The following is an 18,383-nucleotide window of genomic DNA, read 5'->3' on the forward strand; positions in this document are numbered from 1 at the left end:
GATGACTTTAAGAGTATCCGTTCAACACGAAGACTTTTCGGTGGGTGCTGAGTACGAGGCATTAGCGCAAGGCACTGCGTCGGGCGCAATTGTTACGTTTACCGGCAAAGTTCGCGATATGAACCTAGGCGACAACGTTACAGGGTTATCGTTAGAACACTATCCTGGAATGACAGAGCGTTCGTTAGAAAAGATCTGCGATGAAGCAGAAGAACGTTGGATGCTCAACGGTATTCGTGTCATTCATCGTGTGGGTGATATGGATGCGGGTGATCAAATCGTATTCGTAGGTGTGTCCAGTGCTCATCGTGGCTCTGCGTTTGAAGCTTGCGAATTCATCATGGATTACCTTAAAACCAAAGCGCCATTTTGGAAGAAAGAGCGAACCACAGAGTCCACTCGCTGGGTCGAGTCAAGAGACTCTGACGCTGAAGCCGCTGCGCGCTGGCAACAAAAATAGTCTGAATAAAAAGAGCATGTCGATGACATGCTCTTTTGCTCTTACTCTATGCTCGCTAAATAGTTGTCGATCACGGTTAGCACGCCTGCTTTATCATTACTTGGAGCAATAAAGCGGCTCAGTTTCTTTATCTCGGGGTGAGCGTTGTCCATGGCGTATGAGTGATAACTCTCTTTTAGCATTTCGACGTCATTAAAATAATCACCAAAGCTCATCGTTTCTTCAAACTTAAATCCTAAATGCTGTTGTAAGAAACGAATGGCAGCACCTTTTGACGCTTCCTTATTCATCACATCCAACCATATATTGGCGCTGACAACCACTTGATATTCGGCGCCGAAGCGAGCATTGATGGTCGGGAATACATGCTCCTCCGCGCCTTCAAAGTTACAGATAGCCACTTTGATAAAATCGTCTTCGACGGAGAGTAGATCCTCAACATATTCGCATCGATGGTAGTATTTACGGATTTCCTCCAGCGCTTTAGGGTCTTGAGTTTCGATATAAGCGGAGCGTTTGCCGCACAGAACCATATAGGTATTCTCTAAAGCGCGAGTGGTTTTGATGATCTGTTTCGCTGCAGCCGTATCTAACGTACAACTATAAAGCTCCTCATCGTTTTGCATCACTAACGTACCGTTTTCAGCAATAAAAATCAGTTCATTTTCAATACGAGAAAACATGTCTTTAAGGCTGTAGTACTGACGACCAGAAGCGGGAGCGAAGTGAATACCTTGCTTCTTAATACGCTCATAGAGCGGGAAAAAATCCGGAGTCAGTTGACCGTTAGGGTCTAGCAGTGTGCCATCCATGTCCGTTGCTATAAACTTAATTGTGCTGTGCATATGTTATCGCTTGTTCAAATGGTAAGAGACGTGTGCAGTATACGTAAATCGACGCGGTGGTGAAGTAAATAACTGGAATCTAAGTTAACTCGCGGTTTTAACTTAGTGATTCCACTTTAAATGTATGGATCGCCTCAGCGGCATCAAAATCAAGGTAGTGGGTATACGCATTACGAAGCTGGTAATTATCGTCATTACTCCCAAAATTAACAATCACAGTATTGGTGCAATTGCTTGATGATAGAGCATTACATAGCGTTAAAACCCAAAGGAATGATTTTAAGTAATTGATATTATTATGACTTTGTGTTTTGGCAATGTTCTTGCTTTAGTAGGGATGCTTCCAAATAAAAACCGTGACCTAAAGTGTCTCACTAATAATCAGTTGGCGACGGTGCGTTCTCATTCATTTGAGGCGCACCTTTTTTCTATGGAGGCCAAGGATATATCGTGGCGAGGGTTCATTCTTGGATTACAATGGGGTGAGTCTGTACATATAAAAAGGAATAAGTTTGTCGATTATAAAAGAGTGTATTCGCACGGTTGGTCGTGGGTCTCGTGGACGTGGTCCGTTAACTCAAGAACAAGCTAAGCAAGTGATGGAAGAGTTTGTTGAGGGACAGATTGGCGATGATCAAATGGCAATGTTGATGATGCTTATCCGTGTGCGCGATGAAACTCCTGAAGAAATTGCCGGCTTTGTGGAAGGTTTGAAACCTCATTATCCAGATATTAGCGCTGATTTTGACTGGCCATTATATGCGGGTAAAAGAGTAGGGCAATCATCGGGGAAACCTTGGCACCTTGTTGCTGCAAGCATTTTGGCAGAACATGGTGTACGGGTGGTGCTACATGGCGACTTAGATAAAGAGAGTGACCGCTTACATGCAAAAGACTGTTTGAGTGCACTGAATATCTCCAAAGCGGAGGATTTAACCCATGCACAGCAGCTTCTAGATCGTGATAATATCGCCTACTTACCGTTGAACCATTTCTGTCCAATCGCCAAGAAAATGTTGGATTGGAAGCATCGCTACGGTTTAAGAACGCCCATTAATACCGTTATTCGTGCCCTGAATCCTGCTAATGCACCTTTTGGTATGCGTGGAAGTTTTCACCCGGGTTTCCAAGAGTTGCATGCCAAAGTTGAACATCTTCTTGCTCGACATGGGCGAGATAACAATGACTATCAACGAATGCTATCGTTTAAAGGTCAAGGCGGTGAAACGGAATACAATCCGAAAGTGAGTCAAACGGTATGGTGGGTTGAATCCGATACGATTCATTCTGAGTACGTTGAAGAAAGTATGGCCGAGTTAGTGCTTCCATCATGCTGTCCATTACAGACACCGCAAGAGGAAATGCAGTTGATGGCAAATACGGTGGTCTCTACCTTGACCGCTGCGTTGTTCTCAATTTGTGGGGATTGGCGACAGGCGTCCGAGAAGGCACATCAATACTGGAATGGTTACTGCGAGACTCCACACTTAAGTTGTTAAATAACTAACAGGCGCAGTCATTGACCGCGCCTGTTTTAGTTTACCGTTATTAACCTGTCAGGACGTTGTCTTCAGGGTATTTTAGTAACGTTGGTTTTGGTCTGGCGAGCATATACGCCAAAGTCAGTGGGCCGACACGACCAATGATCATCACGACAATCATAATCCATTTGCCTTCAGTGTTTAGCTGAGCGGTTAAGCCTGCTGTCAATCCGACGGTAGCAAATGCCGATATGGTTTCAAACACTACTTGTTCAAATTTGGCCTGTTGGGTGACCATAAGTAAGAACATAGCGACAGTTAAAATAGCGCCACTCACCACTATGATTGCCAGTGATTTGGTTACGGTTTGCCAACTCACAGTTCGATTAAAGATTTCCACGTATTGCTTTTGTCTCAAGAATGCCCACGTCGCATAAAAGGCAACCGCAAATGTTGATACCTTAATACCACCACCAGTCGATGTAGAGCCGGCCCCGATCAGCATTAAGATGATCATAATCAGCAAGGCAGGTTGCCCAAATTGAGCAATATCAACGCTATTAAAACCAGCCGTACGAGCACTCGCTGACTGGAAAAATGCAGAGAGCCATTGCCCCCCAAGAGGCAGAGCTCCTAGAGTCTCTGGGTTATTGCGTTCCAACAAGAAGAAAAATAGCGTGCCGCCTAATAATAAGATAGGGGTGGCTGTGAGCATGATTTTGGTGTGCAGCCCTAGTCGAGAAAAGCCTTTCTTACCGTTGATAGCAAGATCACTGACCACGGTAAAGCCCAATCCGCCAAAGATGAATAAACCGGACAGAACGAGCAGAACCACAGGCTCTGATGCGAAACTCATCATACTGTCTGAAAACAAGGCAAAACCGGCGTTATTAAAAGCGGAAATCGCATGAAATATTGAATAAAACACACCTTGTGACCATCCCATCTCAGGGACCCAACGCATAGCTAAGATGGCTGCGCCGATAGCTTCGGCAATCAAAGCAAAAATGATGATCTTCTTTACCAGCCCTTTGATGTTAACACGGCGATCTTGACCAAGTGCATCTTGAGCCAAGGCTTGCTGTTTTAGGCTTAACCTAACACCAAACATGTAAAGTAATACCGCAGACAGCGTCATTTGCCCAAGTCCGCCAATTTGCATCAACAGCATCAGCAGAATTTTGCCTGACGTAGTGAAATGCTGCCCCGTATCAACCACGCCGAGTCCAGTTACACTGATTGCGGACGTTGCCGTGAAGAAAGCATCGCTAAAGCTTAAACCAGTGACAGAAAAGACGGGCAAGGTTAGCAGCAAAGCCGAAGGGACTAAAACCGCCAGAAAGCTAGCGACAATAAGATAAGGCTCTGATGGTACGGCTGATTTCTTATTGAGTTTTATCGGGTAAATCAGACCTTTTTGAAAACGGCGGTTCATGACAATCTGATCTTTTCGTGCAGGTCTTTTTCCGGGCCAGCAACAATGATCATATCACCAATTTCTAACGTTTGACTCATCTGAGGGTTGGCGTCTAGCTCCGGTCCGCGCTTAAACCCAAGTACTTTAATGTTACTCGCTTGGCAAAGAGCGATATCAGCCAAGGTTTTACCCATTAACTTGTTGCCAACAACGATTTCGGTTAACGCTAAGCCACTTCCTAGCTCATTGAAAGCAATCACTCGGTTATCGATCATACGTTGCGCTACTCGGATACCCATATCTCTTTCAGGCATGATGATTTTATCCGCCCCTATCTTTTGCAAGATTTTGTACTGGAACTTGTCATTCGCCTTAACCCACACTTTCTTCACTTTGGCTTCTTTAAGCACCAGTGTGGTGAGAATACTGGCATTGATGTCATTACCAATGGATACCATCACCATGTCGAACTCATTCAGTCTGAGCTCTTCAACGGTTTCTTCTATCGTACAGTTGGCAACGATGCCTTGTTCGACGATTTTAGACACTTCCTTTACACGATCTTCATTGATGTCGATAGCAAGAACTTGAGCACCGGCTTCAGATAACTCTTTACAGATGCTCATGCCAAAACGCCCTAAACCAATCACGGCGTATTGTTTAGTCACTGCTTTCATAATATCTACCTGCTTACTTTGTTTTTATGCATTTGGATCTTAACGCTAGGCGGCTGTCGTTTAAATATAGTATTAATTATCGGATAAACATTTTAGTGTTGTTTGACAATAGGTCATGTAAACCTATTCCAGGCGTGTCGAGAGCGAGAGGCTACAGACTTGTGATATGTGGACAAATTTCTGAATCTAATAGTAACTATTATGCTGTTTAACACACAACGTACTACATTTAGAGAACTGTTCATGAGAGAAGGAACCATCTTGATGAAGATAAAGTTGTTAGTGGTGTCTATTTTGATGACTCCACTTGGTGCTCAAGCGACATTAGATAGCCATAAAGATAGCTATTTTTTGCCGTATTACCACGAAGATAATGTCAACCAACAGCGATTTGCGCCTCTAAATCCTAATGGAGGAGATACAAAAAATACCTTCATACAATTCCAAATTAGTCTAAAATATCCTTTAATTTCAACAGATAATAGTCATCTTTATTTGGCTTATACCCAGAAATCAAATTGGGAAGCCTATGATAAGTCGGCCTATTTTCGAGATAATGACTTTAACCCAGAGTTGTTTTATATCTATTCCTTTTCTGAGCAGTTTGATATTGCCATTGGGGCTGAGCATCAATCAAATGGCACTGGTGGAACGGACGAAGTAAGTTGGAATCGTGGTTATATCAATGCTGAATACCATTTTAGCTATGGTACGGTTGGGCTTAAACCGTGGTTTAGGTTCGACGATACTAACGACTACAACCCAGATATTGTTGATTATTTGGGCCATGGCGAGCTAACGGTGGTCTTATTTCCCAATGATATTTTAAAAATGAAGGGGTTGGCTAGGAATGTGTTTAAAAACCCGTACTATTCCTTGACGCTCGAGTTTCCAATCTATCAGGGGCTCAAAGGATACGCGAAATACGAAAATGGGTATGGTAGCACCATTTCAAACTACGACTTTAAACTACAAGCTTATGGTCTAGGATTGGCCTTCGATTTATAGTTATAAGCTAAGTCACCGCGAAGATTGGTATTAAAAACGTTACCCCTGAATGATCTTTGCTTTAGGATTATTTCTCACTAGATTTCAGGGACAGCGTTTTTATTCATAAAGCGGCTTCGAAGGTTATGAATTACCCGTTCCTGAAATAACCGATTAAGCCAATCCAAATCTTTTTGGGTAACGTCACTTTTCACGATAAAGGCGCAATGCACCATATCGGAATTAATCACCGCTTTACGGTGTTCCAATGTGGTCTCGTAGCTGTCGACTGATATTGTTTTATCACTCGCCGCGATGATTTCATTATTGAGCTGAAGAATCAGCGCCATAGTGTCGCTCTTAGCTGCTATCCGATATAAATATCCAGAGTCGACTTTCTGTTTGACCCAATAATCAAATTTACTTAAGTTGAGAGCGGTCCTACTTATCACTAACGCCTCACTGCCCTTTGACCAAGACTTTATTGAGACAGGTGTGTGTTTGAATTCTGGTTGTCCAGAGTAAGCATCTGTCTTGGTGGCAATAAGTTGGCAAGATTTAGCGTTGCTTGCCGTTGTTTTATTCCAATGAATTGGGACGAAGCCCTCCCCAAGTTTGATTCCTGAGTTTATGTCTACTCGCATTTGAAGCGTAAATTTAGTATTGCTAACGTCAGCAATCTGTCCATTAGTCAGTCCGAGTTCCAGTGCGGTATCGGGATGCAAACTGATGTAAGGCTCTGGCGAGTGAAGAGCAAGCTGAGGCGAAAGCCCAGTGCGACTCATTGTATGCCAATGATCTCGCGCCCGGCCACTGTTAAGCAAGATAGGCAGTGCATTGCTGGTTGTTTGTTGTGGGGCTTGATAACCCGTGGCGACAAAGTGTGCTCTTTGGTCAGCAGTATAAAACTGATGTTGGTTAAACAGCCGCTGGTTGACGATATCGGTTTGTAACGTTAACACTGGCCATTGCTGCGGAACCAGCGTGTTATAGCCTTTGTCATCTAACTGAGTTAATCCACTTAATGTCAGATCACGCTGTTGACCGCCCTCATTACCTAAGGTCGTCATGCGAGCATACTCGTTGAAGATTTGCCCCTCGTGTAAATAATCAAAAGCATTGGTGAACCCCATTTTCATTGCCACTTTGCTTACTATCCACCAATCTGGTTTAGCCATGCCAGGGCTGGGAAGCAATCGACGTTGTCTTGAAATACGGCGCTCAGAATTGGTGACGGTGCCTGATTTCTCGCTCCAGCCTTGCGCGGGTAAAAGCACGTTCGCGAGTTGGGCGGTCTCGGTCTCCTTAATACAATCTGAGACCACCACAAACGCGCACTTTTGTAGCGCTGATTTTATTTTTTCTGAGTTAGGTAGACTCACCATGGGGTTGGTTGCCATGATCCAAATCGCTTTTATTTTTCCTGCTTCGACTGCGTCAAACAGGTCGATCGCTTTAAGGCCAGGCTTAGTGGCAAGAGTGGAGGTTTGCCAAAACTTACTAATTAATGAGTGATGCTCTGGATTATCAAACTCCATGTGACTCGCTAACGTGTTTGCCAGCGCACCTACCTCTCTTCCTCCCATCGCATTAGGCTGCCCTGTGACCGAGAAAGGCCCCATGCCCGGTTTCCCGATGCGACCAGTAGCCAGATGACAGTTTAGAATGCTGTTGACTTTGTTCGAGCCACTGCTGGATTGATTAACACCTTGCGAATAGACGGTGACGGTTTTTGGGGTGTGAGCAAACAGAGAATAAAACGTCTCAAGTTGCGATTGAGTTAGCCCTGTGATGGAACCAACGTCGACCGTCTGCTTCGCAACGGCCAACGCGTCATCAAACCCTTGCGTATGGTGTTCTATGTAGTTTGCGTTGAGCTGTCCCGTCAGTGAGAGATGATTCAATAGTCCGTTGAACAGAGCAACATCACTGCCAGAATGAATCGCGAGGTGTAGATCGGCAAGCTCACACGTTGCGGTTTCACGAGGGTCGATCACCACCACTTTCATATTCGGATTATTCTGCTTAGCGATTTTTAGGCGTTGAAAAAGGACCGGATGGCACCACGCCAAGTTAGAACCAGTAATGATAACCAAGTCAGCCAGTTCGACATCTTCATAGACCACGGGGACAGTATCGCTGCCGAAAGCACGTTTATGGCCGACGACGCTTGAGGCCATACATAACCTAGAATTACTATCGATATTGGCGCTGCCGATAAAGCCTTTCATGAGTTTGTTGGCGACATAGTAGTCCTCAGTGAGCAACTGACCTGAGACATAGAATGCGACAGAATCAGGGCCATGTTGTTGAATGGTCTTCTGGAATTGCTCAGCGACAAGCGACGTTGCCTCATCCCAAGTCATAGACCTTTCCTCTAAAGCATCAATGCTGCGAGTACGATGGATTGGTGATAAAAGGCGACCGTCGGTAATGACCGTATCGCCAAGTGCGATTCCTTTGGTACACAGTTTGCCATAATTGGAGGGATGCTGTTTATCGCCTCTTATTTCCAGAAGACCGTTTGCTTTTGGTCTCGCTTCAACACCGCAACCGACTCCGCAATAGGCACATGTTGTCTTAATCCAGCCTTCTTTACTCATAACTTTTATCCTTGCTGATAATTTTCATTAATTGTTACTGAAAGCAAAACGCGCACCATCGCGTGATTGTGAGGTTAAATATGTATTTATCCAAAATATAGTCAACTAATACAGTTAGTTAACTTATATACCAATAAAGTGGTATATGGGATTTTTTGGCAAAATATCAGTCATTTGTTGTTTATTTGCACCGTTTTGGGGTTTATCGCACTAAAAGTGCTCAAAATCTTCTCTAATTGGTTTTTTGTGGGTGATGTTCTTGTCATTCTAAAATAAAGCTCTGATTTTTATTTAATTGTTTTTAAAGGGAATATTGAAAAAATCACAAGGCTATTATCATCGCTGGCATCCTTATTGCCTCTAAGTTGGCAAGCGAATAAAAAATTTCGCCTGGCTATAAGGAGAAATGCCATGCAAGGAAATAGTATGAGAAGTAATCATATCTCATTGGTGGGTGCTGGACCGGGCGATCCTGATTTGCTCACGGTTAAGGCTCTTCGAGCAATCCAATCCGCTGATGTCATTATCTTTGACAATCTCGTTAGCCAAGAGATCAAGGCACTTTTTCCCTCCAACAGCGAGCAGGTTTATGTTGGTAAAGCTAAGGGTTGCCATAGCTATACCCAGCAGCAAATTAACCAAACCTTAATCGACTATGCCCATCGAGGTGGACGAGTTTGTCGAGTTAAAGGGGGCGATGCCTTTATATTCGGTCGTGGCGGAGAAGAAATGCTATTGCTCAAAAAACAAGGCTTTGATGTTGATGTTATTCCTGGCATCACGGCTGCTTCGGGGTGCACCACGTACTCTGATATCCCGCTCACTCATCGCGGTTTATCTCAGGGATTTACTTTTATCACCGCCCATGCCGAAAAAGAGTTGGACATACATTGGAAAGCACTGGCTGACCTGAATCAAACTCTCGTTATCTACATGGGGTTAAGCAAAGCGGAGATGATTGCGAGCTCTCTTATAGGTGCAGGTTTATCGGCGTCCACTCCCGTTGCGTTAATTGAAAACGGCTGTTGCCCAACACAAAGAACGGTGCTTGGCAGATTGGATGAGCTTGTCGAGTTAAGAGATCACCACCAAATTCAGTCGCCCGCTCTCATCGTAATCGGCCAAGTGGTCAAAGTTGCTGAGCAAATGCAGTGGCTGTCACAACTCAACGAACGAGTATCGATGGACGCATCAAAACAAAACCAACAACACAAATTACAGCTGACAGCTTAATTATTAAAGGAAGCATTATGAAAACACAAAGGATTGTGGTGGTCGGTAACGGAATGGTAGGCCACAAGTTCATTGATAGCGTGATTGCTGCAAACGATGAGTCGTCGCAAATTATCACATTTTCAGAAGAGCCACGACTTGCTTATGACCGCGTGCAGCTCACAAGCTATTTTGATGACGGTAAAGGTGTTGAGCACCTTGCACTCACCGATGAAACTTACTATCAAGATCATGGGATTAACTATGTCTTAAACGACAAAGTTGTCTCGATTGATACGGACCGAAAGCAGGTGACAACCGAAAGTGGGCGTCGGGAGAGTTACGATAAGTTGGTACTTGCCACGGGTTCATTTCCTTTTGTACCGCCCATTTCGGGTAATGACCAAGAGCATTGCTATGTTTATCGCACTATTGAAGACCTAGATGCCATCGAGTCGGGCAGTAAAGTCAGTAAAACGGGCGTCGTTGTCGGAGGTGGATTACTCGGCTTGGAGGCCGCTAACGCGATTAAAAACCTTGGTTTAGATACGCATGTGGTGGAGTTTGCCCCGCGTCTTATGGCGGTGCAGCTTGATGAAGGTGGCGGCGCATTGCTGCGCAGGAAAATTGAAGATTTAGGCGTATCGGTGCACACCGATAAAGCGACTACTGAAATTATTGCAGGTGAGCAGGCTCGCTATCGAATGAATTTTGCTGATGGTACTTACCTTGAAACCGACCTTATTGTCTTCTCGGCCGGCATTCGTCCTCAAGATGAGTTAGCGCGTCAAGCGGATATTGAGATAGGGCCGCGCGGCGGAATCGTAATTGATGATCAATGCCGTACCAGCGTCGAGGATATCTATGCGATTGGTGAATGTGCTTTGTGGCAAAATCAGATCTTCGGGCTTGTTGCTCCGGGTTATCAAATGGCAAAAGTCGCAGCTAGCCAAATGATCGATTCATTGGAGCCACTGGCATTTACTGGTGCAGATATGAGCACCAAACTTAAATTGTTGGGCGTTGATGTTGCGAGTATCGGTGAGGTTCACGGAAAAACAGTTGGTGCGCAGTCATACACCTACCATGACGAAATTGAGCAAGTCTACAAGCGGCTAATTGTGTCTGAGGATGGCAGTAAAATTGTAGGTGCTGTTTTGGTAGGGGATGCTGACGCCTACGGTAGTTTATTGCAACTCAAACAAAACGACATGGCTCTCCCAGACAGCCCGTCGGTATTAATTCTGCCGAATGTGGCTGACGATAGCTCAGCAGGACTCGGCGTGGATGTTCTGCCTGACTCTGCGGTGATCTGCTCCTGTTTTGATGTGACAAAGGGTGATATCAAACAAGCGGTGGCGAGCGGTTGTAACACGATGGCTGCGCTAAAAGATACCACTAATGCATCGACAGGTTGTGGTGGCTGTTCAGCGTTAGCAAAACAAGTACTCGATAGTGAGTTGATGAACCTCGGCGTTGAAGTGAACAACGATATTTGTGAGCACTTTGCCTATTCCCGTCAAGAACTCAGCAACATTATTCGCGTTAACCAAATTAAGACGTTCGATGAATTACTATCTAGCCATGGCTCTGGGTTGGGCTGTGAGATTTGCAAGCCAACAGTGGGCTCAATTTTAGCGTCATTTTGGAATGACTATATTCTAGAAGAGCAACACATAGAGCTTCAAGATACCAACGATATCTATTTGGGTAATATGCAAAAAGATGGAACATATTCGGTGGTTCCTCGTATTGCTGGTGGTGAAATCACACCAGATAAATTGATTGTACTTGGTCAGGTAGCTAAAGATTTCGACCTGTACACCAAGATTACCGGAGGTCAACGCGTTGACTTGTTTGGGGCACAACTCAATGAGTTGCCTTTGATTTGGAAACGATTGGTGGAAGCCGGATTTGAAACCGGACACGCTTACGGCAAATCGGTACGTACGGTGAAATCGTGTGTGGGGAGCACATGGTGCCGTTATGGTGTCGGTGACAGTGTAGGCTTAGCTATCGACATTGAAAATCGTTACAAAGGACTAAGATCGCCTCACAAACTGAAGTTCGCGGTCTCAGGCTGTACTCGTGAATGTGCAGAAGCTCAGTCGAAAGACATTGGTGTGATTGCCTCCGACAAAGGTTGGAACTTGTATGTGTGTGGTAATGGCGGAATGCGTCCTCGTCACGCCGACTTGCTAGCCACTGATCTTGATGAACAGACACTGATTCGCTATATCGACCGTCTATTGATGTTTTACATCCGCACTGCGGACCGTTTACAACGAACTTCTGTGTGGTTTGAAAACCTAGAAGGCGGCATTGAATACCTCAAACAAGTGATTGTCGATGACAAATTGCAACTCGCCGAGGAGCTGGAAAAAGACATGGCTACCAATGTCGGTAAGTATCAGTGTGAGTGGAAAACCACACTCGAAAATCCAGAGAAACTAAAACGATTCCAACACTTTATTAATACCGATGAGCTGGATGGTAATCTTCAGTTTGTCAATATTCGCCAACAAAGATTCCCAACTAATAATAAGAAACAAGCGCTTGTTTTGGAGCAACGTATTGATGTTGTTGAAGTTTAACGACGTTGCCTCGCTATAGGCGAATGAAATTTGATAGTTAAGGAGAAGAATATGAGTCAGTGGTTAACTGTTTGCTCAACTGATGACTTAGTACCCCATACCGGAGTGTGTGCTAAAGTCGAAGATAAACAGGTCGCTATTTTCTATTGTCAGCGTAGCGACCAACTGTACGCGCTTTGCAATTACGATCCTTTTGGCCATGCCTATGTGATGTCTCGCGGCATTATGGGCTCGCTAGATGGCCAACCTTGTGTGGCTTCACCGCTTTACAAGCAGCACTTTAACTTACAAACGGGTGTCTGCATTGAAGAGCCAGAGGTCCAACTGACTCGGTTTGATGTACGAGTCAGTGGTAATGATGTTCAACTCAAGTTGCCACTTGCAGCTTAACTCTTCGTGTACAAGGAACTCTGATCAACACATTGATCAGTAAAAGGAATTTGTTATGGAAAGCACTAAATTTAATTTGTTTTCGTTTTCAGGGAAGATGAAAACACTGCACTTAAGCTGGATGGCCTTTTTTATTACCTTTGTGGTGTGGTTTAACTTTGCCCCATTACTTCAAATGGTAAAAACGTCATTAGGCTTATCAACGCAAGAGATCAAAACCTTACTTATCCTCAACGTGGCGCTGACGATACCAGCGAGGGTAATCATTGGTATGTTGACTGACAAATATGGTCCACGTCTGGTCTACTCTGCACTGTTGGCGATATGTTCCATTCCATGTTTTGTTTTTGTGTTGTCAGATTCATTTATTCAAGCGGCCATCGCTCGTTTCCTATTAGGTTTTATTGGCGCAGGTTTTGTTATTGGTATTCGTTTAGTATCTGAGTGGTTCCCACATGATGAACTGGGCACTGCGGAAGGTATTTATGGTGGTTGGGGCAACTTTGGCTCAGCGGCGGCGGCCTTTACCTTACCAACGTTAGCTCTGATGTTCGGTGGTGAAGACGGATGGCGCTATGCCGTTGGTGTGACGGGCCTAATGAGTTTGGTGTTCTCTGTCATTTTTTATCGTAACGTTCAAGATACGCCAAAAGGGTCGACTTACTTTAAACCTAAACATTTAGCAGCGATGGAAGTGACATCGAAAGGGGACTTTGTCTTGCTGTTGATCATGAAGATCCCTATGTATGCTGCGCTTGCTCTACTTGCTTGGAAACTTGCTCCATCGAATATTGGTATGTTGAGTGACACTGTGGTTAACGCCTTTTATGTCGGCCTAGTAGTCCTATACGGATACGAAGTGTTTCAAGTCTGGAAGGTCAACAAATCTATCTTCTTTAAGCCTGTTCCGGAGATGCATCAATATAAGTTTAAACAAGTAGCTGTGCTGAACGTGTTGTATTTTGCCACGTTCGGCTCGGAGTTGGCAGTGGTCTCGATGCTACCTCTGTTCTTCTCTGAAACGTTTGAACTGACGGCTGTTTTAGCGGGTATGGTGGCTTCGGCTTATGCCTTTATGAACTTAATGTCGCGTCCAGGTGGCGGTTGGATCTCAGACAAGTTTGGTCGTAAATCGACATTGTTAATTCTAACGGCAGGTTTGGCTGTGGGTTATTTCATGATGGGCCAAGTCAACAGTGAGTGGCCGTTGTGGCTTGCAGTATGTGCTGCCATGGTTTGTTCGTTCTTTGTTCAAGCTGGCGAAGGTGCGGTGTTTGCGACGGTGCCATTGATCAAGCGCCGCATGACAGGTCAAATCGCTGGAATGACAGGAGCTTACGGGAATGTCGGTGCTGTGGTTTACCTGACGGTTCTGTCATTTGTTGACTATCAAACCTTCTTCTATGTTATCGCAGGTACAGCGGTTCTTGGTTTCGCAACCTTGATGTTTATGGAAGAACCCAGTGGTCAAATAGCTGAGGTAAACGAAGATGGTAGCGTAACGTTAATCAACGTATCTCATTAATGGTAATCGGGGAGTGAGCACTTAGCGTGCTCACTCGTTCAAAAGCTCTATTTGCACAGGGCTTTTGTTCTCCGAAGGTTTAATTAGGAGTGATTATGGGATTACCGCTTAACCATCCACAAACGCTGACCACATCATACGGCGGCGCGTCTTCTGCAGGTACTCGAAGCGAAAACCAAGATGCGTTTGTGGTTCGAGAGCCAAGACTGCAAAGTGAGTTGGAAACCAAGGGTATGCTTGCGTGCATTGCCGATGGTGTGAGTTGCAGTGAACACGGGCAGAAAGCCAGTCACACCAGTGTGATGCAGTTTGTCGCCGATTATTATGCGACGCCGGACAGTTGGAGCGTTCGGCGTTCGGCAATTCAGGTATTGACGTCATTGAATACGTGGCTATATGAGCAGAGTCTAAAGCAACCGCTGAAGCATAATGGACTGGTTACCACCTTTAGTGCCGTTGTCGTCAAATCCAATACGGCGTATCTATTTCATGTGGGTGATAGCCGAGTCTATTTGCTTAGACAAGGTAAACTCCGTTTGTTAACCAGAGACCATCAGCGGACCAACATCGGTAAAGCGGCGTACCTAACTCGTGCTTTAGGCATGGATAGCAAATTGGAGGTCGATTTTCAGACCTTAGCCGTCGAAACTGGCGATCTTTTCTTGCTCTCAACCGACGGCGTGCATGATTTCATCACTGATCAACAGTTGGTCAACGTTATCCAAAATCAACACCAAGGCTTTGAGACACGAAGCCAAGCATTGACGGAACTCGCCATAGAAAATGGTAGCCAAGACAATGTCACCAGCTTATTGGTTTCCATCGATCATGTTCCCAACCTAACATTGCATGAGTTTCAACAACAATCACTTAACCAAGTGGTGCCTCCTCCGCTTAAAGTGAACAACAGGATTGATAGTTACACGGTGACAAAAGTACTTCACGCTGGAACTCGAAGTCATGTTTATGAGGTGACGCAAGAACAGACTGAGCGGAAGTATATTCTCAAAGCGCCTTCTTTACTGCATGTGGAAGATAAACAGGCTCTACTCGACATTAGTAATGAATATTGGGTGGGAACGCATGTGAATAGTCATCGAATCATGCGTACTTATCCACGACCTGCCGATTCTCCCTTTCTTTACTTACTGTGTGAGCCGATAGAAGGGATCACGTTGAGGCAGTGGATGCTTGATAACCCGACGCCGAGCTTAGACACTGTGAGAAGCATTGTTGCTGAGATAGTGAAAGCGGTACGCGTGCTGCAACGGTTAGATATGGTACATCGCGACTTAAAGCCCGAAAATGTGATGATATCAGAGTCGCTGCAAGTGACCTTGATTGATTTGGGATCTGTTTCGGTGAAGGCCTTAGACGAAGCAAGGCAAGAACAAGGTGCTCAAATGCCCAAAGGTGCGGCAAATTATATTGCCCCTGAGTACCTGAATGGCAACGAAGCGACAACCATATCCGATTTATTTTCGGTTGCGGTAATTACGTATGAAATGCTGTCTGGCACTCTTCCCTATAAAGCGATGATTGCGCGCAGTGTCGACAATGCACGTCATCAACAGTGGAAATATCAGAGTATTCAAATCACCAATCCTGAACTCCCCCTTTGGCTGGATATGGCCTTAAAGAAGGCTTGTCATCCCAATCCGCAACATCGTTATCAAGCGTTGGGAGAGTTCTTGTTGGATTTGAGCCAACCGAATAAAGCGTTAATGAAACAGTATGAGACGAGTCCGCTGATTAAAAAGCATCCATTGCTATTTTGGAAGGGAGCAACAGCGTTACTCGCATTATTGGCCGCCATTGAGTTGATGTTATTACTTATCTAATAGCTGTTTATTTGACGCGCATTAGTTGATGTTTAGTGCGACCAAGTTCGAACACTAAGATTTGTGAGCGCTTCATGGACTCGACTTTACTCAGCATCTGCTGATCGTAGCCTTTGCTTTTCATCCAGGAAAGAGAAGACGAGAACTGATCTTCATTAACCACATATGACTGGTCTTTGAGTATGGACTCGGAAACATGGACTACCCAAATGCGAGAGCGAAATTCGACCGCATTCGCGAGAGAATTGAGAAGTTTTTTTAGCATGAAAATGACTCAGTGCATTGAGTTAACAGACAATAAGGCGACCGATTGTTACAAAAATCTTAACAATAAGATAGGCAAAACAAGAAAATTCGTCTTACGCTTAATTTAAACGGGATAAACAATTCTTACTTAACATCAAGGATTGATAGGTAATGTCTATTACAAGAATCGTAGAATCCCATTTAGCAATATTGAAAATTTGGACAACAATAAACTTATTACGATTAAGTTATTGGGGCTGAAGGAGATCGCCATGGAATCGCTAAAAGTTAAAGACTACATGACCCAAAGAACGGTGACCTTTACACAAGACATGTCATTGAGTGCTGCACTTGATAAAGTCATGCAGTCTAACCACCTTGGTGGTCCGGTTATTGATGAACGAGAACAAGTTATTGGCTTCATTTCAGAACAAGACTTGCTCGATAAGTTGGTTAAAGTTAGCTATCACTGTCAAGACACGCATACTGTTGGAGATTGTATGCATCAAGAGGTGCTGTCAGTGACGCCTGAAACGTCCATCATTGAACTCGCAGATATGATGAAGGTCGGTAAACCGAAAGTTTATCCTGTTATCGACAGTGGAAGATTGCTAGGAACGATTACTCGTCGCGATGTACTTCGAGCCATCGGCAAAAATATTGAAGCGTGCTTCAAACATCCTGTGTAAACTAAACAATATTCCCCTATGGGCGCTTCGGCGCCCTTTATTGTTTGTTGCATGTAAATAAAAAAGGACTGGTATGGCAGACCAATCGGCTAAATTCGTTGAAGGATCAACCATGAGGCACATCCTGGTGATGTCAGGAACCTCTACTGTCGGCATCATGGCGATATTCATTGTCGACTTACTCGATATGTTGTTCATCAGTATGTTGGGTCAAGCTGAACTGGCTGCAGCGGTTGGTTTTGCTGGTACGTTAACCTTTTTTGCAACCTCCGTTTCTATAGGAACTTCCATCGCTATGGGCGCATTAATGTCCAAAGCGATTGGAGCTAAGAACGTAGATTATGCAAGGCAGATAGGCTCTAGTGTTCTTGTCATCGCATTTATCATTAGCGCGATTGTAACGGCAATAATGTGTGCCTACATCCCAGAACTGCTGACGGCGATCGGTGCAGAAGGGAGAGCACTCGAGAGAGCAGAAGCCTATCTTTGGATCTTATTGCCGAGTACGCCTCTGATTGCTTTAGGTATGGCTAGTGGTGCAGGTCTGCGAGCAGCGGGTGATGCAAAACGATCGATGTGGGCAACACTTGCGGGTGGGATCGTTAACGCTATATTGGATCCTATTTTCATTTTCGGATTTAACTGGAATGTGGAAGGGGCCGCCGCCGCTTCGGTGGTCGCACGATTTGCTGTGTTCTATTTCTCGTTTGCACCGTTATTACGTGTTCACAAATTACTAGCCAAACCTACGTATTCGAATGTCATTAGTGATGCCAGAGTGATGTTGGCTATCGCGATTCCTGCCATTATTACTAATACCGCAACGCCTATTGGTAATGCGATTGTGACCACTGCTATTGCCCAGTATGGTGAGGATTTTGTTGCTGGTTTTGCGGTAATAGGTCGTCTGACGCCAGTTTGTTTTGCCTTTATCTTTGCGCTGTCCGGGGCTGTTGGACCTATCGTAGGGCAAAACTATGGAGCGGTAAGAATTGATCGTGTAGAGGAAACGCTAAAGAACTCACTCATCGTGACGACCATCTACACATTAGTGGTTTGCGCTTTATTGTATCTTCTCCAACAGCCGATTATTAACATGTTCTCGTTAACCGGTGATGCATCGCTGATTGTGGCGGCATTTGCGACTTATGTAGCAATTACCTTTGTGTTTAATGGTGTGCTGTTTGTTGCGAATACGTCGTTCAATAATTGAAACTTGGTAAACCACCGCCTCTGGCGGTGTGACTCGAAAAGGCTCTGCCGTAACAGCGTGCATCGATGGGAAAATGACCTCCTTTATAGAACCGGCAAGTTCAAAGGAGGTCATATGAGAGACTGGCAGAGCCAAGCTCACGTTAAACATTATTGCAAATATCACGTTGTGATTGTTCCAAAATATCGAAAGAAAGCGATTTA

At 44.7% G+C, this 18,383-nt stretch carries 14 protein-coding genes and 1 pseudogene; 10 read left to right on the forward strand and 5 right to left on the reverse strand.

The features are described 5' to 3' along the window. Nucleotide 1 precedes the first annotated feature (1 nt). Complete coding sequence (moaE, locus tag VTH8203_RS11165; RefSeq protein ID WP_096993752.1) at nt 2-460, forward strand: molybdopterin synthase catalytic subunit MoaE; 459 nt, start codon at nt 2-4, stop codon at nt 458-460. Between the two features lie 41 nt (nt 461-501). Here moaE and VTH8203_RS11170 read toward each other — a convergent pair whose 3' ends face one another. Further along, nucleotides 502-1,305: a Cof-type HAD-IIB family hydrolase gene (locus VTH8203_RS11170; RefSeq protein ID WP_096993753.1), complete on the reverse strand. Its 804-nt coding sequence runs from the start codon at nt 1,303-1,305 to the stop codon at nt 502-504. Between the two features lie 512 nt (nt 1,306-1,817). On the opposite strand from VTH8203_RS11170, the gene VTH8203_RS11175 reads away from it, so the two are divergent. Further along, a complete protein-coding gene (locus VTH8203_RS11175; RefSeq protein ID WP_096993754.1) occupies nt 1,818-2,804 on the forward strand; it encodes a glycosyl transferase family protein in 987 nt (328 codons plus the stop codon). A 49-nt stretch (nt 2,805-2,853) separates the two neighbouring features. Here the strand turns inward: VTH8203_RS11175 and VTH8203_RS11180 are convergent, their stop codons facing one another. Further along, nucleotides 2,854-4,221, reverse strand: coding sequence for a TrkH family potassium uptake protein (locus VTH8203_RS11180; RefSeq protein WP_096993755.1), 1,368 nt, complete (start codon nt 4,219-4,221; stop codon nt 2,854-2,856). Beyond that, nucleotides 4,218-4,880 carry a potassium channel family protein gene (locus tag VTH8203_RS11185; RefSeq protein ID WP_096993756.1) on the reverse strand — a complete coding sequence of 221 codons (663 nt, stop codon included), beginning with the start codon at nt 4,878-4,880 and terminating at the stop codon, nt 4,218-4,220. Before VTH8203_RS11185 ends, VTH8203_RS11180 begins: the two co-directional genes overlap by 4 nt. 264 nt (nt 4,881-5,144) lie before the next feature. Between VTH8203_RS11185 and VTH8203_RS11190 the strand changes: the two genes are divergently transcribed. Then, entirely contained in the window at nt 5,145-5,888 is a 744-nt protein-coding gene (locus VTH8203_RS11190) for a phospholipase A (protein ID WP_244181197.1), read from the forward strand. 77 nt (nt 5,889-5,965) lie between these two features. Here VTH8203_RS11190 and VTH8203_RS11195 read toward each other — a convergent pair whose 3' ends face one another. Next, nucleotides 5,966-8,470: a molybdopterin oxidoreductase family protein gene (locus VTH8203_RS11195; protein ID WP_096993758.1), complete on the reverse strand. Its 2,505-nt coding sequence runs from the start codon at nt 8,468-8,470 to the stop codon at nt 5,966-5,968. Between the two features lie 426 nt (nt 8,471-8,896). Here VTH8203_RS11195 and cobA point away from each other — a divergent pair, with 426 nt between their 5' ends. The 5 genes from cobA to VTH8203_RS11220 all read left to right on the forward strand — a co-directional run bounded on the left by cobA (nt 8,897) and on the right by VTH8203_RS11220 (nt 16,032). Continuing rightward, on the forward strand, nt 8,897-9,703 hold the full coding sequence (cobA, locus tag VTH8203_RS11200; protein WP_244181198.1) for a uroporphyrinogen-III C-methyltransferase: 807 nt from the start codon (nt 8,897-8,899) through the stop codon (nt 9,701-9,703). A gap of 17 nt (nt 9,704-9,720) precedes the next feature. After that, nucleotides 9,721-12,276, forward strand: coding sequence for a nitrite reductase large subunit NirB (gene nirB, locus VTH8203_RS11205; protein WP_096993760.1), 2,556 nt, complete (start codon nt 9,721-9,723; stop codon nt 12,274-12,276). 51 nt (nt 12,277-12,327) lie between these two features. Continuing rightward, nucleotides 12,328-12,666, forward strand: coding sequence for a nitrite reductase small subunit NirD (nirD, locus tag VTH8203_RS11210; RefSeq protein ID WP_006072963.1), 339 nt, complete (start codon nt 12,328-12,330; stop codon nt 12,664-12,666). Between the two features lie 55 nt (nt 12,667-12,721). Continuing rightward, entirely contained in the window at nt 12,722-14,191 is a 1,470-nt protein-coding gene (locus tag VTH8203_RS11215; RefSeq protein ID WP_096993761.1) for a NarK family nitrate/nitrite MFS transporter, read from the forward strand. Nucleotides 14,192-14,286: 95 nt separating this feature from the next. After that, the gene (locus VTH8203_RS11220) at nt 14,287-16,032 is read left to right on the forward strand and encodes a bifunctional protein-serine/threonine kinase/phosphatase (protein WP_096993762.1); all 1,746 of its coding nucleotides are present in this window, start codon (nt 14,287-14,289) and stop codon (nt 16,030-16,032) included. Nucleotides 16,033-16,039: 7 nt separating this feature from the next. On the opposite strand, the gene VTH8203_RS11225 is transcribed toward VTH8203_RS11220, so the two are convergent. Next, nucleotides 16,040-16,297, reverse strand: a complete 258-nt coding sequence (locus VTH8203_RS11225; RefSeq protein ID WP_063606507.1) for a hypothetical protein — start codon at nt 16,295-16,297, stop codon at nt 16,040-16,042. 253 nt (nt 16,298-16,550) lie between these two features. Between VTH8203_RS11225 and VTH8203_RS11230 the strand changes: the two genes are divergently transcribed. Further along, nucleotides 16,551-16,967, forward strand: a complete 417-nt coding sequence (locus VTH8203_RS11230; RefSeq protein WP_096993763.1) for a CBS domain-containing protein — start codon at nt 16,551-16,553, stop codon at nt 16,965-16,967. A 73-nt stretch (nt 16,968-17,040) separates the two neighbouring features. Further along, a pseudogene (locus VTH8203_RS11235) lies at nt 17,041-18,177 on the forward strand (MATE family efflux transporter); the annotation flags it as partial. Between the last annotated feature and the right edge of the window lie 206 nt (nt 18,178-18,383).

Origin of the sequence: Vibrio thalassae (assembly GCF_900089835.1) — a bacterium.
In the GTDB taxonomy this organism is placed as follows: domain Bacteria; phylum Pseudomonadota; class Gammaproteobacteria; order Enterobacterales; family Vibrionaceae; genus Vibrio; species Vibrio thalassae.